Origin of the sequence: Pseudomonas sp. CFBP 8758 (assembly GCF_014841725.1) — a bacterium.
Classification (GTDB): Bacteria; Pseudomonadota; Gammaproteobacteria; order Pseudomonadales; family Pseudomonadaceae; genus Aquipseudomonas; species Aquipseudomonas baltica.
This window is the reverse complement of record NZ_JACYUK010000006.1, coordinates 250,821-274,348: the sequence shown is the minus strand read 5'-3', so window position 1 is coordinate 274,348 and position 23,528 is coordinate 250,821. Positions and strand designations below refer to the sequence as shown.

The following is a 23,528-nucleotide window of genomic DNA, read 5'->3' as shown; positions in this document are numbered from 1 at the left end:
GTTGCGTTGCCTACACGCCCTGGAAGACCCAGCAGCGGATGGTTTTCGGCTTGTCGAATGCGTCCAGCGCTCGCGCGGAATTCACAGGCTTGTTCGATTCCAGAAACTTGGGCGACTTGCTGGTTTTGAGCAGGCGTTTCAGATCGCTGAGGACCGGCACCTGTTGTCGCTTGTTGGCGGCTGTCTCGACGAACTCGTTGAGGTTCACGGCAATCAGCCCGTCCTTGCGGGCATGGTTGAGGGCGCCTTTCTCGTCCATGCCGTTGAGAAAGTCGTACAGGTCCCAGAATTCACGCACTGTGGGGTGGTCGGCGTTGATCGCTTGTTGACGCTCCACGGCCATTCGTTTGATCTCGGCATGGGCCAAAGCCTTGCGCTGCTCACCCAAAGGGACGATGTCGGCCAGGGCGTCTACGAGGCTGCGTAGTTGAGCGTGGTTCTTGGCGATGCGCACCGTGCGGATGTCGGGCAGTGCCAGCAGCTCCTGCTCGTAGCCCGAGGTGTTGTCTTCCATGATCCGCATCGTGTTGGCCTCGCGCGTCAACGCCTTCACCAGGAAGCCGCTGATTCGGTCCATCGGCATGCGTTCGAGTTGTTCGGCGAATTGTTTGGTTTCCGGGGTGTGGTGCTCGCGGGTCAGGTGAACATGGCAAAGGCGCTGCAGGATGGGTTCGGAGGCATTTACCGCGTTGTTCTGCGCGATCAGCAGAGCGGCGCGGAACGGCGGTTCGTGGGTGTCGTTGCCGTTGTTCTTCACGCCGGTGGAACGGACGCTGCGGCCGTTGTAGGCGGTTTTCAGTTCGTCCCAGTCGAAGTGCTTGACCGGCTGTCCTTCGCGCTGCTCGCGTTCGGATTCGATGAGCACCACCGGCAGGTTGCCTACCTGAGAGAAGTTGCGAGCCCGGCTTGCCGGTGTTGCTTTGGAGGGGTCGAAGCCTTCGTAATCGGTGCGGCCGACCAGTTTCCACAGCAGCTCTACCAGTGTGGTCTTGCCTGAACCTGCTTCGCCTACCAATTCCAGGAACATCAGCGATTTGTGGATCTGGCGAATCTGCTCGGCGTGCAGAGCGCCCAGCCACCATGCCAGGACGACCACTCCTTGGACTCCAAAACACCGCCAGTAGACCTCGAACCAGCCTTCGTTGTAGTCGTTCAGGTCGGGATTGATCTGCAGCACTGGCGACTGGCTCTGCGACTTGATGCTGAGTTTGCCCAGGTCGAAGAAGTCTTCCTTGTTGCGCTTCTGCAGCTTGCCGCTGGCGAATGCCAGATCGTTGAATACATAGGCCCCGTGTTCTCGCGAGTAGCCGATCCATTCGATGGTGTTGACGGTTTTCAGGCAGTCGAGCTGAGGGCCGAGGATGCGCTTGAGCTGTTGCGCGCTGCCTTCGAACATTGCTCCGTTGGAGACGTTGAGCAAGCGGTTGGTGAACTCGGGTGCCGAGGTCAGTTGCTTGGCCGTGAACGTGCTTTTGATGGCAGGCCCCTGTGGGCGCTCAATGCGGAAGTAGTACCAGGCCTCGTCGGTCAAGTCGTTGCGCATGTAGTACAGCGCCTGGAAGTTGCAGTTGGATATGCGGCTCACCGCTCCGGCTTGGCGCAGGGCTTTGTGCCGGCGCTGGTCATCGGTCAGCAACTGGTCGTCGTGGCGCTCCGAACTGTCGAGGTCGCTGACGGCCCGGTCGTATTGTTCGAGGTCGAGCTGGAACCAGTACAGGCGCTTTTGAAACGAGAAGTGGAACGCCTTGCGCTCATCGCGCTGGTAGATCAGAAAACCTTTTTCCTCGGCAGAGTCCGCAAGCAGCAGGTCGCCCAGATGGCGCGCTTCGTCCAGATCTTGTTCGATGCGATCAGTACGTTTGGCCTCGTCCTCGATCGACTGCCAGCGCTGATGCAGATCGTTCCAGTCCAGCTTCCTGCCGTTTTGCTGCTGTGGGACCAGGGCCGCCGAGCAGGTGAAGCCTAGCGCGCGAGCTTCCTTGGCCCAGCGCCGCATGTTGGCCTTGGCCACCGGTTCGTTGTCCAGGGCCCACACCAGGTGAGGCAAACGCCGGTCGGCGTCGTGGTGCAGTTTGATCAGGGCTTTCAGAGACTCGGTCGGGCAGGGCGCGCTCGACATCATGGATACGGCAGGCACGGCGTTGTGCAGCAGGGCGATGGCGTCGAAGATGCCTTCGGTGATCCACAGTTCGTTCTCTTCCAGCAGGTCGACGCTGGGCGGGCACCACCACACGCCTTTGTAGCCTGGAAGGCCATCGCCCGTAGGACGAAAGCGCGCCTTCATTTTGCCAAAACGTTCGGGCTGGTCGATCAGCCGCTCCCAGTAACCGCCTTTCTCCAAAGCAAACCGTACTGTGGCGCTGCCGGCGTTCAGACGATGGTCCCAGTAGTTCTCCTGGGTAAACCATCCGGCGATCAGCTCGTATTTGAAGCCGCGTGCGAATTCCAGATAGGCGCGGGCCGTGGCCTGTGGGTTTTCCGGCGTTGACGGGGCGGTCTTGCTCCAGTCGTTGAACAGGTCGTCGTAGATGTCCTTCACATGCACGCGGTGCCCACATTTTTCCGGGCGTCCGCAGATCAGCATCCAAGGTGAATAGTGGAAGGTGTACAGCGTTTTCTGGCCGCAGTGAGGTGCTGGGCAGATGCCTTTGCGCATGTACTGGGTGCCGGCCATGTGCTTGAGCTGGTAGTCACGCTCGAGGCGTTGGATGACGTTGGCTCGCAGCCTGTGTTCCATTTCCATCGGGATCAGTTCGCTGTGTCGAGGCTGTGTTTGAGAGCGCCTATCAGACTTTTTTTGCCGCCAGCACAGGTAGGCCACCAGCGGCGAGCGGCTCAACAATCAGGTATCAAAGGGCAGATCGAGGGAGTGCGCGACCATCGATCAGGTGCTGAAAAATCAGCGCGACCGGAAGGGTGTACACATTGCCCGTGAGGGGGTCGGTCAGTACGGCAGTCGCTCCGGTGCTGCGGCTGACGTCCAGCATTCGCTCATCGGCGGTGTCGCGAAGTTCGCTGTAGGCCAGCCCGGCCAGCGACTCTGCCAGGTGCTCGGGCACGCCCAGGGCGAGGCGCAAGTGGGTGATCGTGCGGCTGAACAGCTGGTCATCGTGGTCCAGATGTTCTTTCTGGTGGCGCTTGAGATAAGCCAGGGCTGCCCGCTGCATGGTTTCGCGGTATTCCATCGCATCGATCACGCTATTCATGACGCATTCTCCAGGTCGAGTAGATCCATCTGTGTTTCATCGTCCTTGCGCATCGATTCGCGGCGCAGGGATTGCGGGGCCACCGGTAGCTGCACCGTGGGGTTGGGCATGCCTGAGGGGCTCATTTCGTGGGTGATTTCGAACTGGCCGCGGAAGGTCGCGCCGCAGGCCACGGTGCAGCACTGCAGGTAGGCGGTGCGCAGGAAGATGTGCTGCCCCACGCTGGTCCGGATGCGCAGGACGCCGCCGCAATGGGGGCACACCAGCTTGTAGGTACTCATAATTCTCCCCGCCGAACCTTCGTGCCGGCACCGCTTGCTAAGTCCAGGTTCATTGCCGATGCAGGGTGATCACTGCATTGATCTCTTCATGCCGCGCGGCCACGTGGGCGCGGTGGGCGGCAAGGATCTGCTCGATTTCCCGGGCGTCGATCGCACCGTCCTTGAGCGCCTCGGCGAGCATGGCGTCGACGGCGCCGCGCTTGGCGGCGGTCTTCACCGAGCGGGCGTAGAGGTCCAGGTTGTCCAACTGTTCCGGATCGGCCAGGGCCACGAAGACGCCGCGGTACAGGCCGGTGATGTAGTCGGCCAGGTAGTGGGTGCCCGCTTCCTGCTCGAGCAGCAGGATCTGCTCGTCGGTCAGCGGGCGGCTGCCGGCGCTTTCGTAGGCGTGGTTGTCGAATTTCTTCAACGGCAAGCCGAGGCGGGCGGCGGCGCATTCGCGGCCGCCGGGGTAGGCGCAGATAACTGCACTGACCACCTGGCGACGGGTTTCTAGAACGGGCCGGGTGAGGCTCTGGTTGGCTATTCGTTTGGAGGCCATTAGTTTGTGATCTCCCCGTCCTTGATCCCCAGCAATACCGCAGCCTTGTGTGCATCGCCGCGTCGGCCTTTGTTTTGGCCACTCAACACGGCGTACACGGTGCTGGGGTTCAGGCTGTGCAGTTCGGCGAAGGCCATGACGGTTTCCCCGCGTCGCTCCAAGGCCTGACGGGCCTGGAGGCGTGCTTGCTCTGGTGTAGTGGCATTGGGCATAGTGCAGATCCGTGCAATATCATGTGGCGACGAGCGAAGAATGATGCACAAATCTGCACTTGTAAATAGCGGAGATGAAAATAATTGCATCTTTCACAGATGATTGGTGAGCGCCTGCAGGCCGAGCGCAAGCGCTTGGGCATGAATCAGGAACTGTTTGCCGCGCAGCTTGGCGTGTCCAAGCGGACCCAGGCGGCCTATGAAGCGGGCGGCAGCGAGCCTGGTGCTCAGTACTTGATCAAGGCTGGCGAGTTGGGCCTGGACATCACGTTCGTACTCACCGGTCAGCCCACCCCCGGCGCGGTCGAGACCCTCAATGCCACCGAGCAACGTCTGATCGAGCAGCTGCGCAGCCTGGGTGCAGATGATCAGGGCGCGGTGATGCGCGTGGCTGAAGCCATGGCCGCTGCCAGTAGCAAATAATTGGTATCGATTCACCAGGATCGCGTCGACCCAGTCCGATTGCCACGCCCCTCCCGTTGCCAATTCTCCGGTACTCCAACATGAATGGAGTGACCCGGATGTCTCGCAAAATGGATTGCAGAAAACGACCGCGCCCGCGCACCGCAGGGCGCTTCATCGTCGTACGTGAAGAACTCACCCTGCTCACGCACTTCCGCGAATCGTCTGATGGCGACAAGGCGCACCTGCAGCGTATTGCTGCTGCCTTTGCGCACACACGTCGCAAATGAAGGCTCGCGCGTCATCGAGCGTCATCAATGAGGGACTGCCCGCAGCGGCAGCGGTGGAGAAGACAATATGGATTTTGTAGTTTTTCTGGCGGCATTGATCGTCTGGGGTGTGGTCTGGGTACAGCTGTATCGGATGTATCGCAGGCGGGCCTGGGGTTGGGGGGTGAGTCAGCTGGTGAGCGGTACCTTGGGGACCGTTGCGGCATTTTTCGTGGTGGTGCTGGCGCTGGGGGTGGGCTTGATCGAGGCGCGGCAGGCTGGGGAAACCAGCGATGTTTCAACGCCACCAGCTGTGGAGGCCGTTGCCGAGGACACGGCGTCTGAACCCGTGTCTGCATCGCCTCCAGCTGCCAGCAAGACTTTCGGTTTCGACGACAAGCGATACCTCGAGCGACTTAAGCAAACGCTGAAAAAGGCGGAGCACACAAGCCAAATCGAGGCCGAGCCGGTCAAACGAGGCGAGGTAAACGACTCACGTTCCATTATGCTCAGCCCGCTGGTTGGCATCAGTTTGAGCCTGGACAAACATAGCGGTCAGATCAACGCCATCACCGTAGTCGGTACAGGGGATGGCACCCATGCCTCCGGCTTCGAAATCATCCTTCTGACCAGCGCAGCCCTTAGTGCGGCCGTTCCTGGGGCGTCGGTGGGAGAAGTAATGAAGAAGCTACCTTTGCTGCTTGAGGACAAACCAGTCCAGTTCGGTAACATTCGCCTGAGTGCCCACAAGATGGGGACGCTTGGCACCTGGTTCTACGCCGAGCCAGTCTAAGCCCCGCAACGCGAGGCTGTTCACACAGCCTCGCGTGCTTTCTCGTAACGCCTTCATCCGCTCACATCTTCAAACGCCCGAACTCGCGCTGAACCGCCCGTACAGCACTGCCCTTGTTGGCATACAACTGTACCAATCGCTTCGCCTTCGTCTGATCGCCCTGGGTCACCGACTTCTGCCCTCCGCGTTCATCCCGGTAGTACGCCACAACCCCCGTATACGTGCCCTCATCGGTGGCCAGCTCCGCTATCTCATCGCCATCCGGCAGCTTTGATTCCAGCTCCAGGCGCGTGACGAACGCATCGCTGCTGAAGTCGTGGGAGACGTTGCCGCCCAGCCAGACGATGGCCCCGATCTCATCCTTTACGCCTAGCAGCGAATAGGTCAGCTCGGGTATCAACTCGGGTCGGCCCTTGGCCAGCGTGTAGCTGAGCGTGGCCGAGCCGCGTTGCAGGCGTTGCAGTTCTGCGCGGGCGGCGGCCAGGGCGCTGTCGCGGTCGGCGTAGGTGTGGCGCAGGTCCTTGTAGTTGTCGCCCTCGCCGGTGATGGCGTGCTTCTTTTCGGCACTGTTGGCGTCGTAGTAGAAGGCACGCACGCTACTGTAGCTATCGCGATCGGCCTGCAGGTAGCGGTGCTGGTCGCCATCCAGGCGGGTGAGGGTGACGTGCGGCAGGGCCACGCCGCTGACGCTGGTGGCCGCGCCGATCGGCATGAACAGCAAGCGGTCGGCCTTGACGGTGGCCAGCGCGTCGTAGGCCTGGCCCAGGCGGGTGAGCAAGTTGGCGTCCGATTCGTTGGCCTGGTCCAGGTGAGCGATGGGGTGTGCGCCGAGCGCCGGCGAGATGGCCGCCGTTAGCCCGTATTGTGTGGCGATCTGCTGCACGATCTGGCCGAGTGTCGAGGCATGCCAGCTGCGCTCGCGGCGGGCCTTGAAGCCGGCGCGCAGGTCGACACCCCGCGCGCGAATGCTCAACACGTCCGGCGCGCCGCTGTGTTCGGTCTCGTCGACCACGTACACACCTTTGTCGATGAGGCCGCTGTCGCTCCAGCCCAGCCACAGTTGCAGCCTGGCGCCGTGAGGCGGGATCACCAGGGCGCCGTCATGGTCGGACAGGGTCACGTCCAGCTGGTCGGCCTCGAGCCCGCGGTTGTCCGTCAGCTGCAGGCTGACCAGGCGCGGCATCAGCGTCGAGGTGATGTCGCGACCGTCCACCAGCAGACGGCAGAGGGGCACCGGGTGGGCCCCCAGATCTGGCCACTTCACAGGGCGCGCCTGAACACATCACCTGCCGCGCCGAGCAGGCTGCCGATCAGGTCGACGCGGCCGTCGTCGATGCGTTTGAGGGCGATGCTGAACTCGATCCGCCGCGCGGCGCCGTCGCGGAAGAACAGCGTGCGGGTTTCGCTGATGCTCTCGATCACCCACAGCCCCAGGACGCGGCCGGTGCCTTCGACCAGCGGCCAGGCCTTGCCGCTGTCGGCCATGTAGCGAAGCGTGTCCAGGCTCAGCGGTGTGCCCTTGAGCCCGGGCAGCAGAACGCCGGGGAGGGTGATGGCGTCTTCGCCGCGGCCGAGGAACTGGCGGGCCGGGTTGGTGCCGATGCGTGAGGTGGTGCCGTGGCGCCAGTCGGTCTGGCGCTGGAGCTCCTGGTAGACCAGGGTTTCCAGGCTGAAAATGAACATGCCGATGGCCATCATCATGGGGCTTAGTCCTGATCGGAAAAGGCGCTGCGCGCCCGGGCTTGCTTGGCGCGGTCGCGGCGGTCCAGCTCGGCGGCCACGGCGCGGGCGATGGCGGCAGGGTCGGCGCCGGGTGCGGGTTGGATCTGGATCGAGATGGTGTCACCGGCGACCTGCACCACAGGCGTTGCCGCGGCCGGTATCGGCGGCCGGTTGTCCACCGCCACGGCAGTGCCGGCGCTGGCCAGGCCGACCGACAGCGCGCCGGCCTGGGCCAGCCGTTTGCCGACGCTGGCGACGGCCTGCAGCGGGCCCGATGCGCCCTCGGTCAAGCCGTTGCTCAGGCCCTGCATGGTGTGGCCGCCCAGTTCTGCGAACACGCGCGAGGGGCTGTGGATGCCCAGCTTGTCTTTGAACCAGTCGACGGAAGCCTGGCCCATGTCGCTGATGGCTTCGCGCACCACGCTCAGTTTGCGGGTGATGCCGCTGGCCAGGCCGTCCATCAATTGGCCGCCCATGGCGGTGAAACGGTCAGGCAGCTCCACGCCCAGGTACTGCATCACCTGGGCGAAGGCGCGATAGAGCAGGCCCATCGGGCTGAAGTTGGCCAAGGTCTGCAGGAGGCTGGCGACGCCGCCACTGAACCCTGCACGGATCTCGGCCCAGGTGCTGCTGAAGAAGCCGCTGACCGCATCCCAGTTCTGGTAGACCAGGTAGGCGGCGCCGGCCAGCAACCCCAGCACCAGTGAAACAGGGTTGAGCATCAAGGCGCGGCCGACCATCAACAGGGCCTTGGCCACGAACGGCAGCACGGTGGTGGCTAGCTTCCAGAACAGGCCGAGCAGCCCCGGCAGGTGAATGCCGAGCCTGGCCAACATCAGGCGCACCACGATCATCGGCGCCAGCAGCGCCGCCAACGTCAAGGCCACGGTGCCGAAAGCCAGGGCCAGGCCGGCGGTGATGGCGGCAGCCTTTACCAGGCCGCTGACCAACACGGGGTTTTCTTGCGCCCAGGCTTTGGTGCTGCGCACCAGCTCGGTGATCGACTGCACCAGGTCACGCAGGGCGTGGTCTTGTTGACCTTCGAGCTCGATGCCCAGGTCTTCCCAGCTGCTCTTGAGGGTGGTGAGGTCGCCCTTGAGGTTGTTGGCCATCACCTGGGCGGTGCGTGCCGACTCGCCCTGGGTCTTGCGCAAGGTCGCCACCAGCTGTTGCAGCTCGCCGCTGCCGGCCTGGTCCACCAGGTGCGCCATGCCCTTGACCGCTTCTTCGCCGGCGATCGCTTTGAACAAGCCACCGCGCACGGCCGTGCCCATGCCGGCGGTCTTGTCGTGGATCTCCTTGAGGATGTCCGGAAGCTGGCGCAGGTTGCCTTGGGCGTCGGCGGTGGTGATGTTGAGTTGCTCGAGCGCCTTGGCGGCCATTTTCGGCGGCGCGGCCAGCCGGTTCATGATGCTGCTCAACGCCGTGCCGCCCATGCTGCCCTGCAGCCCTGCGTCACCCAGCTTGCCGGCCATGGCTGCGGCGGTTTCCAGCTCGATGCCGTAGGTCTTGGCCATGGGCGCGGCGTACTTCATGGTTTCGCCGAGCATGCGCAGATCGGTGTTGGAGCGGGTGAACGTGCCCACCAGGACATCGCCCAGCTCGCCCATGCGCGAGGCGTGCAGGCCCATGCCGGACAGAATGTTGGAGGCGATGTCGGCGGTCTCGGCCAGCTCGGTACCGCCCGCAGCGGCAAGGTCCAGCATGCCCGGCATGGCCGCCTGGATCGCCTTGGGATCGAAGCCGGCCATGCCGAGAAAACCTTGCGCCCCGGTGGCCTCGCCCGCCGTGAACTTGGTGCTGCCGCCCAGCTCGCGCGCTTGATCGCGCAGCGCCTTGAGGTCAGGCGCATCCTGCTCAAGCCGAGTGATGGCCTGAACCCGGCTGACCCCTGCCTCGAACTCCAGCCCCGGCGTCAGCAGCCGTGCACCGGCGTACAACGGTGCACTCGCACCGGCCACACCTGCCGCGCCAGCACCCGCCATGCTGCCGACGAAGCGCTGCTGGCGATCATGCAGTTGCTTGGCCTTGGTCAAGGCCTGCTGCCGCCGCGTGACCGCCGCCAGCCGCTCCTGTTGCTGCAGCAGCGAGCGGTTGGCCGCGTCCAGCTGCTGCTTGAGCCGGCCCTCATGCTGCCCCAGCTGGCCCACGGCGATGCCCGCTTCGCGCAGACGCGTTGCGTGCGGCGCCAGGTTGCGCCGTTGGTTCTGCAGCTTGAGGGTCAGGTCGCGCACCGCTTCATGCGCCTTGCGGTAGTCGGTGCGAAATTTGCCCGTGGCGGCTTCGCCGGTCTGGCGCAGCGCGGTGCGCATCTCTCGCAGCCGAGTCTGGGCGTCCACCAGCTTTTGCGAGGTGCCAGCGATCGCCGCTTGTTGCTTGCGGTACCCGGCCACGTCGGCCTGTTGGGCGTTGAGCGCCTTGACCTGGTCACGCGCAGCCTTGAGCGCCTGCACCGTGACCTGGCTGCCGCCGCGGATCCGCTTGAGCGGGCCGGTGACCTTGTCCACGGCCGAGAGCAGCACCTGCAGCCTGAGCTTATCCATCGTCCTTGGCCCCGCTTCGCACCCGTGCCCGCTCGCGCCAGGCCATCAGCTCGGTGAGCGACAGCGGCGCCATGGCCTCGGGGCCCCAGTGAAAGATCACGGCAATGTCGGCCATGGCGTCATCTACGCACCGAGGGAGGCGTCCGTCTTCGCCGATTTCGGCAACAAAAAACCGGTGACCACGCCGCCCAGCTGCACCAGGTCGGCAGGGTCCATCTGGCCCAGCTCCTGGTCGGTGAGGGCGGGCTTGCTGATGCGCGGCAGGACCTTGCGCAGGGCCAGCACGTCCATCTGCAGCAGATCGGCCAAGGTCACGCCGCGCAGCTCGCCGGCCATGGGTTTGCGCAGGGTGACCTCGTTGATCTCGACGCTGCCGCGCTTGATGGGCGTGTCCAGGGTGACGACGTTCGGGTTCGGTGTTTGCGAGGCTTCGGTGGTCATGGTCAGGGCTCGTTTGCAGGGAAGGGGTTACAGGCCGATGGCCTTGCGGTGTTCGGCCAGGCGGTCGTCGCCGTTGACCTTGAAGACGAAGTTGAGCAGGTCGATCTCGATCTCTTCGTTACCGTCGATGGTCAACTTGTAGTAGGTACAGGTGGTGGTGAACTTGTGCTCGGTGTCCTCGCCGGACTCGGATTCACCCAGGTCGATCTCTTCGTGCCGGCCGCGCACCACCACCTCGACCGCGGACACCTCGCCGGTGTCGTCGCGCTGTACCGAGCCTGCCCAGCGCAGCAGCACACCGCTGGCCGAGACGGCGCCGTACTGGCGCAGCGCAGTGAGGTCCCAGCCGCCCAGGGTCCATTCCAGCTGGAGGCCGTCGTCGCTGTGGCCCAGGTCGACCTTGACCGGGCCGTCCATGCCACCGCCGCGCCAGGCTTCCAGTTTGCGGCCCAGCTTGGGCAGGGTGACGTTCTTGCACTGGCCGACGTAGCTGACGCCGTCGTTGAACAGGTTCATGTTCTTGAGTTTCTTGGGCAAGGCCATGGGCAGGCTCCAATGGCGCGGCCGCAGCCACGCGGGGCGAGAGGTCAGGCGCTGACGCGGCTGGCGAAGTCGATGAGGTGGCGGTCGGTGATGCGCTGGCGCAGGGTCAGGTCTTCCAGCGGCGGGACGGGCGTGTAGTCGTAGTCCAGGAACAGCTTGCCGGCCTTGAGGGTGTCCTTGTCGTTGGCGGCTTCGTCGTACCAGCATTCGCCGCCCAGCAGATACCCGCCGCGTATTAGCTCGCGGAACTTGGCGTTGATGCTCTCGATGATGTCGCGGGCCAGGCTGGGGTGCAGCGGCACGTCCACAGCCCAGAAATGCGCTTCGGCCATGGTGTCGGCCAGGACCTGGGCGGAGCGGGTGTAGCTTTCGAAGGCGAACAGCGGATCCGCACTGCAGGTGCGCGAGCCCCAGAAACGGAAGCCCTCGCGGCGGATCAAGGTGGTGACGCCTGCAGCGTTGAGCAGGCCCGCATCGGTGGCCGGGTTCTGCAGATCCCAGTAGACGTCCTTGCTCAGGCCGGTGACGCCGTTCACCGCCACATTGGACAGGGTTTTGTGCCAGCCCACCTGCTGGTCCAGCTTAGCCCGCAGGCCCAGTGCGCGAGCAACGGCCGATGTAGGTGCAGCACCGCCGGTAGCGCCGTCAAAGCCGACGAAGTCTGGCCAGATGGTCATCAGTTCCCGGGCGCCGAAATTCTCTCGATAGGCCATCGCGTCCGATGCTGTTTCGCACTCCCACGCGTTGACGTACGCGAAGCCTCGCAGTTTCTGAGCGATGGCCACCAGCTCGGTGGCGACCGGCAGAGAGTCCAGGTCGGGGACGCCGAGGATGCGCGGGCGCACTCCCAGCTGGGCCTCGGCCGCCAGCAGCGCTTTCAAGCCGGTGTATTGCCCGCTCGCAGTGACGCCGCCAATGACGTTGGCGGCAGTTGCAGCGGCGTCGTTACCGGCCGCCACGCGAACCACAACGGTGAGCGGGCTGGCTTGGCCGGCGATAGCGTCCAGGCTTTTCGCCAATGTGCCCTTCACTCCGGCCTTGCCGCTCGCGGTGAGGACGTCGGTGAGCAGTACGGGCCTGTTCACCGGGAAGACGGCGGGGTCTGCGTCGTCAGCGGTGCAAACCATCCCCACCACAGCGGTAGCCACCGTGCGAATGGGACGCGAGCCTTCGTTGATTTCGACGATGCGAACGCCGTGGTGGTAGTCGGTGGCCATGTTGGCGAGCCTGTGCTGTTGGAGACAGCGCTAGGTTGTCGCTTGGGCTTGGCAAACGCGAGTTAGCCCGTGTGTAGTGGGGGTGGTTACACCCGATGATGGGTGAAGATTAAATATGTATTGTTATATGCATAATTGTGCGTAATACTGTCGCTGTAGAGCTACTCTACACATGTGTCGACTCCACTACTCACACACGACCACATACTACTCACACACGACCACAAAACGGCCGACCACAATACGGCGACCAAGGAAAAGACCATGACTGCACTACTAAACCGAGCTGAGCAGGCGGTTTCCGCCACGGCTATGGTTCGTAGTTTCAGTGCGCGCTTGAAGGACGTCACCAGCGGCGACATCTCGCATCTGGTGATCTTCAAAGACAACGAGCCAGCTGCTGTACTTGTAGGCATTGATGCCTACCAGTCACTCCAGGACGAGCTTGAAGACTTGCGCTCTGAACTGCTGGCCATCGAGCGTCTGCCTAGCCTCGACACCGACGTTACCGTGAGCCTCGAAGAGATGGAGGCCCGGTTCAAATAGGCAATGACGATGAAGAAGTGGACCGTTCGATTTCATTCCCAGATAGAAACCGACCTCAAGCTGCTGGGCAGTGCTGAAGCCAAGAGAGTCCTGAAGGTCATACGTGAGCGTATTGCCGAAGGTGAGCCCGATAAGATCGGTAAAGCCTTGCGTGGAACGCTGGCCGGGTACCGCCGGATCCGGACAGGCGATGTACGTATCGTCTACCGCATCAACGTTACTGAAATCATCCTGGTCGTGTGCGTAGGTGCCCGACGCGATGACGAGGTCTACGACGCAGCAGTGAAAAGGGTGTGAACCAAAACCCCGCTTCGGCGGGGTTTTTTACGCCTCACGATCAGCCAGCCCTGTGGGTATTCAAGAGCGATGCCGGCTCTCCGAAAATTAGCCGTCACACATGCATCAATCGGACGCTTCGAAACCTTGCGCCGTCAGCCAGGCCAGCATGGCTGTTTCATCGGGAGAAACCGGCCATCCCGTGGTGGCGGGTGTGCTCGACGTGGTATCGACACGGCTCAGCTCGACCCTGTAGACCTTCCATGCCTTCAGGGCAGCCAGTTCGCTCTCCTGGGCGATTTTCATCTCGACAGCGTCGAGCAGGGTGTCGATAGGGGCAGTGGCGTACTGGTTGAGCAGGTGTTTCTTCTTGCTGGCGGTGCGTTGCAGCGCAGCTGTGTGGGCGGGCCGGTCCAGCACCCATCGGTCATCCTGCCAGGTATCGAATGCAGATTCGGGCGCTTGCAGCGTAAGCCCGCCTGGCAGTTCGCCGAGCGCTTCCCAGGTCTGGGGTTCGCCGGTTTCAGTGCAATACACCGTGCTGCCGCGCAGGTCGACGATGTGGCTCCAATCGCTGCCATCCGGCAGGGCCACCGCCGCATACCCCGGGATGAGCTCCGGCGGCTTCGTCAGGTAGCTGTGCGCGGGAATCAACCACACACCTGGCTCAAGTGGACTGGGGTCTGCCACGCTTGAGCTGACGAACTCTCGCGTCACGGGCGATACGTTGCAGACGACGGGCGGGATGATCTCTGCGTGCTCCCACCACTGGACTGGATGAACGGTTTCGTCTTCCACATGAAGCTCCTTTCAATATCTGATGCAGGGCAAAAAGGCGACGTTGTGCGGCCTGGCCTCGTTGCCACCCGAGGCGCCAATGGTGACGGCGTGTGTGTGAGCGCCAGCCGAGGCGGTGCTCAGCGCGCCCTTGCCGTAGTAGTCCTCGTCGCCGAATACGGCATTGCCGTCACCTGCAGGCGACCGGTCGAGGTTGACGCCCAGGGTGTGGGCGTGTGCACCGGCGGATGCCGTCGTCCCGCTATGGGTGTGACGAGCGTTCTGGTCGGTTTGCGTCGAACCGAACACGCGGTTGCTGTCCAGTCCTCGCTGCTCATCCCAGCCCCGATCAAAGCTGCCACGCGAGTCGGGAAGGTTGAACGTGGTGGAGCCGTCGCCGGCACCGTAGATCGTGCCGATACGGGCGAACAGGGCCGCATAGGTGGTTCGTGAGACCGCCGCGCCGTTGCGCCGCAGATAACCTGCAGGAGGCGAGGCCATGGCAAAATGCACGCACATTCCCGCCTTGTTTGCCTCGGCGGCGTGGACGCTCGAGCGAACGGAAGCCCATACCCACGCCGTGCACGGAATCTGCTCGCTGTCATCGGCAGGCCCTGGCCTTGGTGCTTTGGGAATCCCCGTGAGCGTCGGCGAGTGTTTGGGCGCCTTGCTTGCCAACTGGTTGTTGACCGACGCGGCGAAGTTCGGATCGTTACCCAAAGCTGCGGCCAGCTCGCTGAGCGTATCCAGCGCTTCGGGTGAGGACGAAACGAGGGCCGCAACGGCGTCAGCCACCTTCCTCGAGGTCTCGTCCTTGGTGAACACATCCGCCCGGGCATAGGTTTCGCCCTTCGAAAACACCTGCGATTTCGTGTAGACGTCGGTCAGCCCGTACTGAGCCACCGTGGTCGGATTGGTGGCCGACACCACCCGTCCATATTGATCGACCGTCACGCTTCGATAGCTGCCTGGGGCGATGCCCGTGCGACCGAACGCCATACCGAAGGCCAGGGCGGTGACGCCCAGGGTGATTGCCCCGTCGGTGAGCAACTGCCACCCGCTATCGCCGTACAGTACGCCTTGCTCGATGAGCACCAGCATTCCCGGTGTGACCTTGTCATGGGTGTTCGCATCGCTGGTACGCGTCCACGCACCCACAGCAGTGAGGTAGAGACCGTTGTTCCTGGCCTCGGTCTGCGCTCTGACCAGTACCCGCTTGCCCGCCGGTACGGCAGCACCGTCAATCGTCTGCAGACCGGCCAGGTTGATATTGGCGGTCGTAGCGACCCAGGCCGAGTGCTTGAAGTCTTGCTTGGCCAGCTCTTCTGTCACGAACTCCTTGGTGGCCAACACCACGCTGGGGTCGATCTTGAGCTCCACGTTTGCCGCGCTGCTCACGACCATGTTCATGCGCACGACCTGGGTCTTGCCCGAGCCCTGCGAGAGGAGCGGCTTGAACGACGGCGCGCAATTGGCGACCGCGACCAGGTCGCCGTCTGCATCGTAGAGTCCGATCTCGCGGATCCATCGGCCACCCACGTCGGCCGGAATGACTTGTTCGGCAATGATGATGCTGGGGTTGGCAGGATCGACCTTGAGCGCGTTCAGCGGTGCACGGCGCCACTCGTTGATCAGGGCACGTTGGCCCGCATCGGGTATCGGATCCGTGAGGTTGGCGTCGCCCACGCCCATCTGCGTGATCTTCCAGGCGATGCCCAGGGCATCGGCGTTCGCCTGCTTGGCGGTGCCCACGTTCGTCAGGATGGCGAAGAACTGCGAGGTATGATCGATCATGAGTAGACATCCACGGTTTCGAGGGTGTGTTCACGTCCGCCACGGCCGATGACGCCAGACACGTCGATGTCTCGCGGTTGCGGTGGGTAGACGTCTATTTCATCGCCTTCCTGGAGGACGGTGCTTATGTAAAGCCGGCCTACCGTCTCCATGCTGATGGCCAGGCCGGTCAGGTGGCGGGCAACGGGCTTGGCATCGTCGATCAGCCACGTCAGCTCCTGGTACATCTCTTCGGTGATGCCGGTTTCCAGTACCCCCACCTGCAGCGCGAAGGTGCCAGGCACCCCGTGGGGTTCGGTTTCCCACCACTCGACCACCTCGATGAGGTAGCCCAGTGGCTCGACGACGCGGCGCAGGGCGCCAATCGTGCCCTTGCGCGCGTGGATGAAGTAGGAAGACTTGATGACCTGGCGCTTGATGGTTTCTGACCACGTGCTGTCCCAGCGGTCCACAGACAAGGCCCAGGCCAGGTACGGCAACAGGTCGACCGGGCAGCGATCCGGGTTGACCAGGTCGCGGATACGCACGGGCACGCGCTGGATCTGCGCGGCGGCCTCGGCCGCGAGCCGTTCCAGGGTGAGTGCGTTGGGGGGCAGCAGCGCGGTCACGTCAGCACCCCGCGCGTCAGCGTGTAGTGGGTGCAGTACGCGGCCTGGGCTTGGGTTGGATTGAGGTCGGTCCAGCCCTGCAGCTGCACCTTGCGCACGCCTTCGACGTGCAGCGCCGCATGCAGGGCCGAAGTCGACACCTCCACACCCAACCGCCGCCGCTTGGCCAGAAACGCGTTCAAACTGGCCTCGGCCGCCGCCATCACCGGGTCGGCCTCCGGGCCCACCGTCGCCAGATAGAGCACGGCTTTGATCACATAGGGCAGGATCTGCGCGCCTTGCACCACCAAACGGTCGGCGACCGGGCGCCGATCGTCGTCGCTCAGGTACGCGTACACCGCGTCCACCACCGACTGATCCACACTGCCATCGCCCAAGGCGCCCTGCACCGTGACCACGACCGTCGCCGGCGAGGGGCTCTCGGCAGTGGCATCCGCCACTCGGCCATCGGCGCTGCGCGCGTGCAGGATGTAACTGTTGCGTGGGCCGGCCGTGGACAGGCCTTCCCAGGCCAACTGGGCACGCTCGCGCAGGCTGTCGTCGGCTTCCATGATCGCCGCTACCGGCGGCACCGCCTGCCGATCCGCAGGCCGTACCACCAGGCGCGCCACGTTCACATTCGCTGCCACCTGGTCCAGGTCCTTGCCTTGCGCCTTGGCCAGCAGTGTCGCCAGCGCCGCCTCGTTGACCCGCTGGCGCCAAAGCATTTCGCGGTAGGCGTTCTCCTGCAGCAGCTTGGTCAGCGGTTCGGACTCCAGCGCCAGCGTCGCCGCCACCTCGGCGCGCTGCTCGGCGGGCCACAGGTTCACCGCGTACGCCTTGCGCTCGGCGAGGATCCGCTCGAAGTCGACCTGCTCGACAAAGGTCGGGTCCGGCAACTGGCCCAGGTCGATTGGAGTGAACGCCTTCATACGTGTGCCCCCAACGCCAGCGGCACGCGCAGGCTCAGCGGTTCATGGGTGTCGACCTTGGTGCCCTCGATGTCCAACTGCGCCTGGCCGCTGAGGCCGTCCATCTGCAGCTGCACACGGCTGAGACGAATCCGCGGCTCCCAGCGCATCAGCGCCATGGCCGTCGCGGCATAGGCCAGCAGGCGAGTGCCGTCGTTCACCGGCCAGTCGACCAGATCAGCCAACTGGCTGCCGTAGTCGCGCCGCATCACCCGCGAACCGATCGGCGTGATGAGGATGTCGGCAATGGACTGGCGCAAGTGCGCATCGCCGCTCAGCGCGCGGCCGGTGACGGCGTTCATGCCGATCATGGGACAGGCCCGTCGGAGATGCTGGTGCCCCGTTGGATGCCAGCGGTTTTGTGGGTGGTGAGGCTGATCTTCTGCTCGCCGGCGATCACGTCTTTGGTGGCAGTGATCAGCCCGTCGACCTCGAGGTCACCGATCAGCCGCATGCCGCCCGGCGCAGTGGCCACGATCTGACCGCCGGCCGGGAGGGTGGCGGTGAGGGTGTGGGTGGCAGTGTCGTAGTCAACGACGGCCCCGTCGCGGTACCGGCGGCGGTGGCGGGTCGGGCTGTTGTCCGGCGCGGGGTAGCGATCGCTGTACAGGCCGATGAGGACGAAGCCGGTTTCCGGGTTGCCGGAGGGGGAGAGGATCAGGCATTGCTCGTCGAGGCTGGGCGGGTGCCAGGTGGAGTCCTCGCCGGCGTTGAGGGTGAAAAAGGGAAGCCAGGTGGTAAGCAGGTTGCCGGTTTGCACGCGGCAACGGGCGGTGGCCGGATCGAGCGCGGCGACGGTGCCGGGGCGGATCAGGTTTTCTAGGCGGCGGTGGAGGGTGGGGAGGGTAGGCATGGGGGGATGGTGCAGGGCGACTGTCCGTGCCGCATCTACAGTCTGGTGTAGCAAAGGAAAATACATTCGTAGGCGCCTGCCTGCTCGCAGACGTTGCTATCGTGGCGCGCTCGGCCTGTCAGCACGTAGCAAGCGGACAAACAAGCTGTACTACTTAGGTTTGGATGAGCTGGCCTGATAGCTTTTGACGATTCGGAAAAGGTTTCGGAGCTGGTTCCGGAGCTCGTTTCGCCGCTACCAACTGCGAACCTTTCGTCGTAAACCAGGCTGCAACGTACGTTAACAACCTACGAAACTATGTTTTTCGCTTGTCAGGTTACAAGAAATGATAATAGTATACGGCCTTGAGCTGGTGCGGCATTTGCCGCTACCTGAATCAGAAATGCAACCTAGAGATTTCACCTCCGAAAGAAATGGAGGCACCTAAATGAGCCAGAATATATTTGAGCTGTTCACGGACGATCCCGTGGAATACAACATGAAGCATCTGAAGACCCAGCTCTTCATGACGCTGATCACCCTCATCCGCCAAAAAGGTTGGAGTCAAGCTACCGCAGCCAACGAGCTATGCGTCAGCGCTCCGCGTATGAGCAACCTGTTCAAGGGGTATCTGGAGAAATTCTCCATCGATACGCTCTTGGAAATGCTGGTGCGTATAGGCTACAAACTGGATGCAGATTTCGACCCTGAAAATAGCGCCCAGCCCCTCGTAATGAACCTAAAAAAGGCGATGCTGTAAAAGCCATCGCCAATTCACAGCCTATTTCTTCCCGCCGACCTTGAGCTGATCCCTCAGGGTCTTTAGGCGTAGCTCCACTACGTTGGCGATCTGACTATCGCGTCCGTTGGTGGTTTTTTCCGTGACGTGCAGTACTACAATCTTGCCGGTGATGCCTGTGTAGTAGATGCAGCGCCAAGCTGGCCTTATATTGATCTTGAGCTCATAGACATTCCTTCCCAGGCTACCCAGTGGGCTCACCTCGGACATAGGTTTCAGTCCTTTAGACATCAAAACTAGGTCAGCCGCAAACACGTCACTAACCCGTGCTTTGGGAGCTTTATTGAGCTCTCTACGTACGGCTCCTTCAGGATGGAGCTCTACTACGCGAACTTTACTTTCGGTGTCGCTGGTGTCGCTGTGTTTCTGGTTCATTAGTACCTCCAGGTAGTCTATAAGGGAGTCGGAAATTATTCATTTCAAGGCCTCTATTGAGTTAGGGCGTCCTCGATATGAGAGACGCCGGAGTGGTACCCTTAGGGTAAGCTCCAGGTGCCGGAGACGGATCTCCGGCAACTGGAGCTTACAAGAATTGATAATAATGTCAATTACATGTACGGTTTTAATTGGCTGACTGTCCCAGCCGATCGGTGTCGCCGCACGGGAGTGGCGAATCCAGAGCGAACGCTCCAATAGGGGGGACCACCATAAACGGCTAAGCAGACTTTCTAGATCTCAAGCAGCCGAAGGATCGAATCCAAAGCAACCTTCCTATCCTCGCCCTCCAGCCCCAACAATCGCCGACGAGGCAAATCACTCCCACCCACCCCCCGCCCCAACTGATGCGCCCGCGCAATCCTCGCCACCCGCCCCACAAACCCCACAGCCACCCCCGCAGCATCCACCTCCGTCCGCATCCACCGCGCCGTCCGCAGCTTCACAAACATCTGCGACCTGATCCGTCCCCGCTTCCCCCTCAACCCCCCACGCGGCCGCTTACGCGGCGCATACGCCCTCCCATCCGGCGCCTTCTGCGCCGCAATCCGCCGCTGCTGATTCCGCCGCAGATCCCGCGCCACCTGCCCCAACAACTTCCGCCGCTCCCCCGGCTCAAGCTTCGCCAGCAACGCCCCGGCCCACTCCTCGAGCACCTCCAGCTCATCGCTCATATGCCACTCCACGTCGCCAGCAACTCACCTTTCAAATACAGCTCCAACGACCGCAACGTAAACGGATCCAGGTCCACCACCGGCTCGGCCGGGTGATCCACCGACAGCGACCCATCCTCCCGCGTCTGCACCACCACGCGCTCGGTCAGCGGCAGCTTGATCGACAGGTCGACCTTGCTGTTATCCAGCACGTCCGCCTCGAAGCCGATCGCCTCCTTGCCGCGCACCAGGTTCTCCATCAGCTCGCGCTGGTTGACCTGGACCCAGGCGAACAGGGGAATGGCCACCGCATCCGGATGGCCGGCGTAGTCGGTGAGGATGATGTTCAGGGTGTAGCTGTACTCGAACGACAGCCCGTGGGCCACGGTGCTGCGAAGGGTGCCGTTGTCGATGAAGATCATCAGCCGGTCGGGGTTGTGTTTGAGTTCGGGGATCAAGCGCAAGAAATGTTCGCGCAGCGAGCCGGGTTTGTTCATGGGGTGGCGGCCTGTTGGTGGCGAAAGATCATGTCGACCTGGGCGGCGCAGTCGGCCCAGGCGGCTTCGAGGCTGTCCTGGTCGCGCAGCAGCTCGCCGTTATGGCGCGGGGCTGTCGCTGGCAGGGTGCAGGGGGTCACGGCCGGACAGCCACTGACGATAAGCGTCGGCGCCGGTGAGGGCGGGGCGCTGGCGCAGCCGAGCAGCAGCGTCAGGCAAAGGCTGGTCAGCCCAATGGCGAAGTGCGGTGTTTTCACGGGTGAGGGTCTCAAGCTGTCGTTGGCGCGCAGCCAAAGCGGTGCGCAGGTCGTTTTGCATCAGGCGCAGGCTCACTTGGGAGGCACGTTCATCGCGCAGCACATCCCGCAGTCCGATCACCTCGGCCGCGGCGCGGTCGGCTTCGGTACGGGCGGAGGCCGCTGCCTGCAGGGCGACTTCCAAGCGGCCCTCCGAAACCGCGATGCGCAGGCTCTGTGTCCACACCAGCAGGGCCAGCGCCGCGAGCAATCCCGCGCCGAGCAGCACTTGGCGCAGCAGACTCATGCGGGCACCAGGCACCCAGCCGCGTGCCGTTCATAGGCGCGTTCAAGCTTGGTGTCATACAGATTTCGCTGATACGCCGGGCCGTTGTAGCCCTTGGCGAACACCGCCCATTTGCGCGCCTTGAGCGCCTTGTGCAGGGCAGGGTCCGCTTCAATGAAGCGCACGAAGGCTTCGAACTGTTCGTTCTCGTTCAGGGCCATGCGCTGAGTGAATTCCTGAACGCTGGCATAGCCCAGGCGCTCGGCGTGGTACCCCATGATCTGGAAGGCGCCCCAACTGGTGGACTCCAGCGCGCAGCCGTCGTCGATGAGCCGCGCGTTGGCCAGGCGCTGGTGCTCGGCGCTGCCGCCGGCATAACCACCCGGGCGCGGGTTGACCAGGTTGGGGTGGCTGACCAGGAGCGCGGCCACCTCATCGTCCGGGCGGCGGGCTATGCCCAGGCGGCGGTGCATGACATGGCGCTCGAACAGGATCGACGGCTTGCCGTTAGCCAGAAAGCCCTCGCCCTGGCTTTCCACCTCGTTAACGGCCATCACGGTGGCCAGGTCCACGCCCAAGCGCTTGGCGGCGGCGAGTAGCGAGCGCTGCTGCAGCAGGTGGGCACAGTGCCCGCCGCCGAGGGCGGCGAGGGTCTTGGGCCCAGCGATGCCATCGGTGACCAGGCCGACCTTGCCCTGGAACACGCGCACGGCGTCCTCGGTGGCATCGCCGAACAGGCCGTCCGCATACAGATCGGCACCGCGCTGGTTGAGGCGCTGCTGCAGCAACAGCACCGCCTGGCTGCGTTCGCCGTGGCGTAATAGGGTCATGGTTGTTCCGCCTTGCGTTTGAAGAATTGGCCGGCCAGCGCGCGGGTGCCTTCGACACCCAGCAGGCCGATGACGCCGCCAAAGAAGGGGCCGGTGCTGCTGGGAATTCCCACCAGCGTCAGCCCATGGCTGGCCGCCAGTGCCAGGGCGCCGCACAACGGCGCTTCCAGGGCCACACGACGCCAGTTGCCGCCGCCGTAGACGACTCGCAAAGCGGCAATGAACGCCGCCAGTGCGCCGGCGTACAGGCCGGGCCAGTTGTGTTCCAGCCAGGTCGCGAGCCAGGCCAGGTTGTCCGGTTTGTCAGGCATCTTGTTCATTCCGCTGTCCGGTGGTGGGGGTGGAGGCCGCTGGGGTCAGTCCCATAGGTTCACCATTGAACGGTGCTCGGCCTGGGGCGGGGCATCCGGAAGGGTGACCGGGGTGCCGTGGGGCAGCACCGGGCCCCGATCCGCCAGCCCTGGGTTGGCCTGCAGCACGGCTTCGGTCACGCCCGCCGTGCGTCCGTAGAAGCGCCAGCAAATCAGGTCGACCGTGTCGCCTTGCCGAGCGAGCTGGACGGCCATCAGATCAGCTCGATGGTCGAGTGCGCCGCGCCCAACAGGTTGCGGATGGCAAACCGCGCATCGCGGCGGAACTCGTCCACGGACGGGGTCAGGTCATCGGCTTTTTTGTGGCCTTCACCGGTGCTGTCGAAGCTGCGATAGCGCTCGGCCAACTCGGCGCCGACCGTGCAATACACGGCACGTTTGTACTGCCAGACCCACTGGCTCTGCGCCTGGATCTGTGGCGCAGGCACGGCGGCCAGGGTGCGGTGGCCGTCAGCCAAATGAATGGCCTTCAACGTCTGCAACTCGGCATTGATCTCGATCAGCGCATTGACCGTGGCCACCTCCAGGCGCGCGTCGGTGACGCTGCCGTCCAGGCGGATCGAGGCGCGTAGTAGGGCGCCATCGATGTCCGGCCAGAAACCGTCGTTGGTAATCGGGAAGGGCTGGGTCGGCGTGCCACCAGCAATGAATCCGCTCATGTTTGATACCTCAGTCGGCGGTGGCCGGAGCGTTGCAGTGCAGCGATCAGGTCACTGGCTGCTCGGCTCCGGGCCGCCGGGCTTGCGGGGTACGCTCGGTCAGCTCCCGGTTGAGGGAGCAATCTTTTTCAGCAGGCGCTCGGCGCCTTCCAGGTCCTTCTTGCCGCCGCAGCTGGTGTTCAGCGCGATGGCGCGTTTGAGCAGCTCGATGGCGGCGCTGACCTGGCCCGGTTGGCCAGGTTGTTCAGGCGTCAGGCCCGCCAGCGTGGCGCGGCCGGTGGCCAGGTACAGCTTGGCGCGGGCCTCGTCGGGCATGTCGTGGTCGGTGGTCAGCTCAACCGTGCGGTGCAGAATGGCCAGGTCGAACGAACCACCGGCCTTGTGCGCCAGCAACGCCGCTTCGGCCACTTCTTCAGCGATCAGGCAGCCCGTGGTGCGTTCGAAACGGTCGGGCATCAGCAGGCCGTGTTCCAGCACGTAGGCAGCCAGGTCGAGCGCGCCGGCGAAGTCGCCGGCATCGACGCGCCAGAGCATGACCGTGGTCAGCACCTCGTCCTGGGCGCCACGGCCGGCCTCGATCACGCCCTGCACGTAGGGTTCGTACGCTGGCAGCAACTGGCGCTTGAGCGCGCATTTGCCCTCGGTGGACTGGATTTGCTTGAGGCGCAGGCGGTCCTGCAGCAGCTGGGCCATCTGCAGTTCGTAGGCGTTGGCGCCTTCCATGCTCTGCTCGGGGCCCACGGCTTCGGCGGCGGCCAGTGCCGCAGTGGTGCGCTGGAAGTGGCGACGGCAGGGGTTGCTCATGTCAT

General features: G+C 63.6%; 33 protein-coding genes and 1 pseudogene. 6 read left to right on the top strand and 28 right to left on the bottom strand.

What is annotated here, in order from left to right; genetic code table 11:
* Nucleotides 1–10: 10 nt before the first annotated feature.
* The 5 genes from IFT75_RS15265 to IFT75_RS15245 all read right to left on the bottom strand — a co-directional run bounded on the left by IFT75_RS15265 (nt 11) and on the right by IFT75_RS15245 (nt 4,240).
* The gene (locus IFT75_RS15265; RefSeq protein ID WP_192055641.1) at nt 11–2,737 is read right to left on the bottom strand and encodes a toprim domain-containing protein; all 2,727 of its coding nucleotides are present in this window, start codon (nt 2,735–2,737) and stop codon (nt 11–13) included.
* Between the two features lie 112 nt (nt 2,738–2,849).
* Nucleotides 2,850–3,206 carry a hypothetical protein gene (locus IFT75_RS15260; protein WP_192055492.1) on the bottom strand — a complete coding sequence of 119 codons (357 nt, stop codon included), beginning with the start codon at nt 3,204–3,206 and terminating at the stop codon, nt 2,850–2,852.
* Nucleotides 3,203–3,487, bottom strand: coding sequence for an ogr/Delta-like zinc finger family protein (locus IFT75_RS15255; RefSeq protein WP_192055490.1), 285 nt, complete (start codon nt 3,485–3,487; stop codon nt 3,203–3,205). Before IFT75_RS15255 ends, IFT75_RS15260 begins: the two co-directional genes overlap by 4 nt.
* A gap of 49 nt (nt 3,488–3,536) precedes the next feature.
* Nucleotides 3,537–4,028: a YmfL family putative regulatory protein gene (locus IFT75_RS15250; protein WP_192055488.1), complete on the bottom strand. Its 492-nt coding sequence runs from the start codon at nt 4,026–4,028 to the stop codon at nt 3,537–3,539.
* Nucleotides 4,028–4,240 carry a DNA-binding protein gene (locus IFT75_RS15245; protein ID WP_192055486.1) on the bottom strand — a complete coding sequence of 71 codons (213 nt, stop codon included), beginning with the start codon at nt 4,238–4,240 and terminating at the stop codon, nt 4,028–4,030. The genes IFT75_RS15250 and IFT75_RS15245 overlap by 1 nt, the downstream gene beginning before the upstream one ends.
* A gap of 84 nt (nt 4,241–4,324) precedes the next feature.
* Here IFT75_RS15245 and IFT75_RS15240 point away from each other — a divergent pair, with 84 nt between their 5' ends.
* The 3 genes from IFT75_RS15240 to IFT75_RS15230 all read left to right on the top strand — a co-directional run bounded on the left by IFT75_RS15240 (nt 4,325) and on the right by IFT75_RS15230 (nt 5,704).
* Nucleotides 4,325–4,663, top strand: coding sequence for a helix-turn-helix domain-containing protein (locus tag IFT75_RS15240; protein ID WP_192055484.1), 339 nt, complete (start codon nt 4,325–4,327; stop codon nt 4,661–4,663).
* An 80-nt stretch (nt 4,664–4,743) separates the two neighbouring features.
* Nucleotides 4,744–4,932, top strand: a complete 189-nt coding sequence (locus tag IFT75_RS15235; protein WP_192055483.1) for a hypothetical protein — start codon at nt 4,744–4,746, stop codon at nt 4,930–4,932.
* Nucleotides 4,933–4,999: 67 nt separating this feature from the next.
* Entirely contained in the window at nt 5,000–5,704 is a 705-nt protein-coding gene (locus IFT75_RS15230) for a hypothetical protein (RefSeq protein ID WP_192055481.1), read from the top strand.
* 61 nt (nt 5,705–5,765) lie between these two features.
* Here IFT75_RS15230 and IFT75_RS15225 read toward each other — a convergent pair whose 3' ends face one another.
* From IFT75_RS15225 to IFT75_RS15195, 7 genes are read right to left on the bottom strand one after another with little or no spacing between them, the layout of a single operon-like run.
* Nucleotides 5,766–6,968 carry a phage late control D family protein gene (locus IFT75_RS15225; RefSeq protein ID WP_342214380.1) on the bottom strand — a complete coding sequence of 401 codons (1,203 nt, stop codon included), beginning with the start codon at nt 6,966–6,968 and terminating at the stop codon, nt 5,766–5,768.
* Nucleotides 6,965–7,405, bottom strand: a complete 441-nt coding sequence (locus IFT75_RS15220) for a phage tail protein (RefSeq protein WP_192055479.1) — start codon at nt 7,403–7,405, stop codon at nt 6,965–6,967. Before IFT75_RS15220 ends, IFT75_RS15225 begins: the two co-directional genes overlap by 4 nt.
* A gap of 5 nt (nt 7,406–7,410) precedes the next feature.
* On the bottom strand, nt 7,411–9,969 hold the full coding sequence (locus IFT75_RS15215) for a phage tail tape measure protein (protein ID WP_192055477.1): 2,559 nt from the start codon (nt 9,967–9,969) through the stop codon (nt 7,411–7,413).
* The gene (locus tag IFT75_RS15210) at nt 9,962–10,084 is read right to left on the bottom strand and encodes a GpE family phage tail protein (protein ID WP_192055475.1); all 123 of its coding nucleotides are present in this window, start codon (nt 10,082–10,084) and stop codon (nt 9,962–9,964) included. Before IFT75_RS15210 ends, IFT75_RS15215 begins: the two co-directional genes overlap by 8 nt.
* An 8-nt stretch (nt 10,085–10,092) precedes the next feature.
* Entirely contained in the window at nt 10,093–10,410 is a 318-nt protein-coding gene (locus IFT75_RS15205; protein ID WP_192055474.1) for a phage tail assembly protein, read from the bottom strand.
* Between the two features lie 27 nt (nt 10,411–10,437).
* Nucleotides 10,438–10,953 (bottom strand): phage major tail tube protein, encoded by a 516-nt coding sequence (locus IFT75_RS15200; protein WP_192055472.1) that lies wholly within the window; start codon nt 10,951–10,953, stop codon nt 10,438–10,440.
* A gap of 44 nt (nt 10,954–10,997) precedes the next feature.
* On the bottom strand, nt 10,998–12,170 hold the full coding sequence (locus IFT75_RS15195; protein ID WP_192055470.1) for a phage tail sheath protein: 1,173 nt from the start codon (nt 12,168–12,170) through the stop codon (nt 10,998–11,000).
* A 312-nt stretch (nt 12,171–12,482) separates the two neighbouring features.
* Between IFT75_RS15195 and IFT75_RS15190 the strand changes: the two genes are divergently transcribed.
* The gene (locus tag IFT75_RS15190) at nt 12,483–12,716 is read left to right on the top strand and encodes a type II toxin-antitoxin system Phd/YefM family antitoxin (protein ID WP_192055638.1); all 234 of its coding nucleotides are present in this window, start codon (nt 12,483–12,485) and stop codon (nt 12,714–12,716) included.
* A 9-nt stretch (nt 12,717–12,725) separates the two neighbouring features.
* On the top strand, nt 12,726–13,013 hold the full coding sequence (locus IFT75_RS15185) for a type II toxin-antitoxin system RelE family toxin (protein ID WP_192055468.1): 288 nt from the start codon (nt 12,726–12,728) through the stop codon (nt 13,011–13,013).
* Nucleotides 13,014–13,118: 105 nt separating this feature from the next.
* On the opposite strand, the gene IFT75_RS15180 is transcribed toward IFT75_RS15185, so the two are convergent.
* From IFT75_RS15180 to IFT75_RS15155, 6 genes are read right to left on the bottom strand one after another with little or no spacing between them, the layout of a single operon-like run.
* Complete coding sequence (locus IFT75_RS15180) at nt 13,119–13,790, bottom strand: tail fiber assembly protein (RefSeq protein WP_192055467.1); 672 nt, start codon at nt 13,788–13,790, stop codon at nt 13,119–13,121.
* A 12-nt stretch (nt 13,791–13,802) separates the two neighbouring features.
* Nucleotides 13,803–15,563: a phage tail-collar fiber domain-containing protein gene (locus IFT75_RS15175; RefSeq protein ID WP_192055465.1), complete on the bottom strand. Its 1,761-nt coding sequence runs from the start codon at nt 15,561–15,563 to the stop codon at nt 13,803–13,805.
* On the bottom strand, nt 15,560–16,171 hold the full coding sequence (locus IFT75_RS15170; RefSeq protein ID WP_192055463.1) for a phage tail protein I: 612 nt from the start codon (nt 16,169–16,171) through the stop codon (nt 15,560–15,562). The genes IFT75_RS15175 and IFT75_RS15170 overlap by 4 nt, the downstream gene beginning before the upstream one ends.
* On the bottom strand, nt 16,168–17,082 hold the full coding sequence (locus tag IFT75_RS15165; RefSeq protein ID WP_192055461.1) for a baseplate J/gp47 family protein: 915 nt from the start codon (nt 17,080–17,082) through the stop codon (nt 16,168–16,170). Before IFT75_RS15165 ends, IFT75_RS15170 begins: the two co-directional genes overlap by 4 nt.
* Nucleotides 17,079–17,432, bottom strand: coding sequence for a GPW/gp25 family protein (locus IFT75_RS15160; protein WP_446731074.1), 354 nt, complete (start codon nt 17,430–17,432; stop codon nt 17,079–17,081). The genes IFT75_RS15165 and IFT75_RS15160 overlap by 4 nt, the downstream gene beginning before the upstream one ends.
* Nucleotides 17,429–17,974 (bottom strand): phage baseplate assembly protein V, encoded by a 546-nt coding sequence (locus IFT75_RS15155; protein WP_192055458.1) that lies wholly within the window; start codon nt 17,972–17,974, stop codon nt 17,429–17,431. Before IFT75_RS15155 ends, IFT75_RS15160 begins: the two co-directional genes overlap by 4 nt.
* 427 nt (nt 17,975–18,401) lie before the next feature.
* On the opposite strand from IFT75_RS15155, the gene IFT75_RS15150 reads away from it, so the two are divergent.
* Entirely contained in the window at nt 18,402–18,713 is a 312-nt protein-coding gene (locus tag IFT75_RS15150; RefSeq protein WP_192055456.1) for a helix-turn-helix domain-containing protein, read from the top strand.
* A 21-nt stretch (nt 18,714–18,734) separates the two neighbouring features.
* Here IFT75_RS15150 and IFT75_RS15145 read toward each other — a convergent pair whose 3' ends face one another.
* The 10 genes and pseudogenes from IFT75_RS15145 to IFT75_RS15105 all read right to left on the bottom strand — a co-directional run bounded on the left by IFT75_RS15145 (nt 18,735) and on the right by IFT75_RS15105 (nt 23,523).
* Nucleotides 18,735–19,127 (bottom strand): type II toxin-antitoxin system RelE/ParE family toxin, encoded by a 393-nt coding sequence (locus tag IFT75_RS15145; protein ID WP_192055454.1) that lies wholly within the window; start codon nt 19,125–19,127, stop codon nt 18,735–18,737.
* 293 nt (nt 19,128–19,420) lie between these two features.
* Nucleotides 19,421–19,861 (bottom strand): phage virion morphogenesis protein, encoded by a 441-nt coding sequence (locus IFT75_RS15140; protein ID WP_192055452.1) that lies wholly within the window; start codon nt 19,859–19,861, stop codon nt 19,421–19,423.
* Entirely contained in the window at nt 19,858–20,337 is a 480-nt protein-coding gene (locus IFT75_RS15135; RefSeq protein ID WP_192055451.1) for a phage tail protein, read from the bottom strand. The genes IFT75_RS15140 and IFT75_RS15135 overlap by 4 nt, the downstream gene beginning before the upstream one ends.
* Entirely contained in the window at nt 20,334–20,594 is a 261-nt protein-coding gene (lysC, locus tag IFT75_RS21350) for an Rz1-like lysis system protein LysC (protein ID WP_342214379.1), read from the bottom strand. The genes IFT75_RS15135 and lysC overlap by 4 nt, the downstream gene beginning before the upstream one ends.
* Nucleotides 20,518–20,880: pseudogene (locus IFT75_RS21440) on the bottom strand (Rz-like lysis system protein LysB); the annotation flags it as partial. The pseudogene IFT75_RS21440 and the gene lysC, both read right to left, overlap by 77 nt.
* Nucleotides 20,877–21,689: an N-acetylmuramidase domain-containing protein gene (locus IFT75_RS15125; protein ID WP_192055447.1), complete on the bottom strand. Its 813-nt coding sequence runs from the start codon at nt 21,687–21,689 to the stop codon at nt 20,877–20,879. The pseudogene IFT75_RS21440 and the gene IFT75_RS15125, both read right to left, overlap by 4 nt.
* Nucleotides 21,686–22,009, bottom strand: coding sequence for a phage holin, lambda family (locus IFT75_RS15120; RefSeq protein ID WP_192055446.1), 324 nt, complete (start codon nt 22,007–22,009; stop codon nt 21,686–21,688). The genes IFT75_RS15125 and IFT75_RS15120 overlap by 4 nt, the downstream gene beginning before the upstream one ends.
* A gap of 36 nt (nt 22,010–22,045) precedes the next feature.
* The gene (locus IFT75_RS15115; RefSeq protein WP_192055444.1) at nt 22,046–22,255 is read right to left on the bottom strand and encodes a tail protein X; all 210 of its coding nucleotides are present in this window, start codon (nt 22,253–22,255) and stop codon (nt 22,046–22,048) included.
* Nucleotides 22,255–22,719 carry a head completion/stabilization protein gene (locus tag IFT75_RS15110; RefSeq protein ID WP_192055442.1) on the bottom strand — a complete coding sequence of 155 codons (465 nt, stop codon included), beginning with the start codon at nt 22,717–22,719 and terminating at the stop codon, nt 22,255–22,257. Before IFT75_RS15110 ends, IFT75_RS15115 begins: the two co-directional genes overlap by 1 nt.
* Before the next feature lie 99 nt (nt 22,720–22,818).
* Entirely contained in the window at nt 22,819–23,523 is a 705-nt protein-coding gene (locus tag IFT75_RS15105) for a phage terminase small subunit (protein WP_192055440.1), read from the bottom strand.
* Nucleotides 23,524–23,528 lie beyond the last annotated feature (5 nt).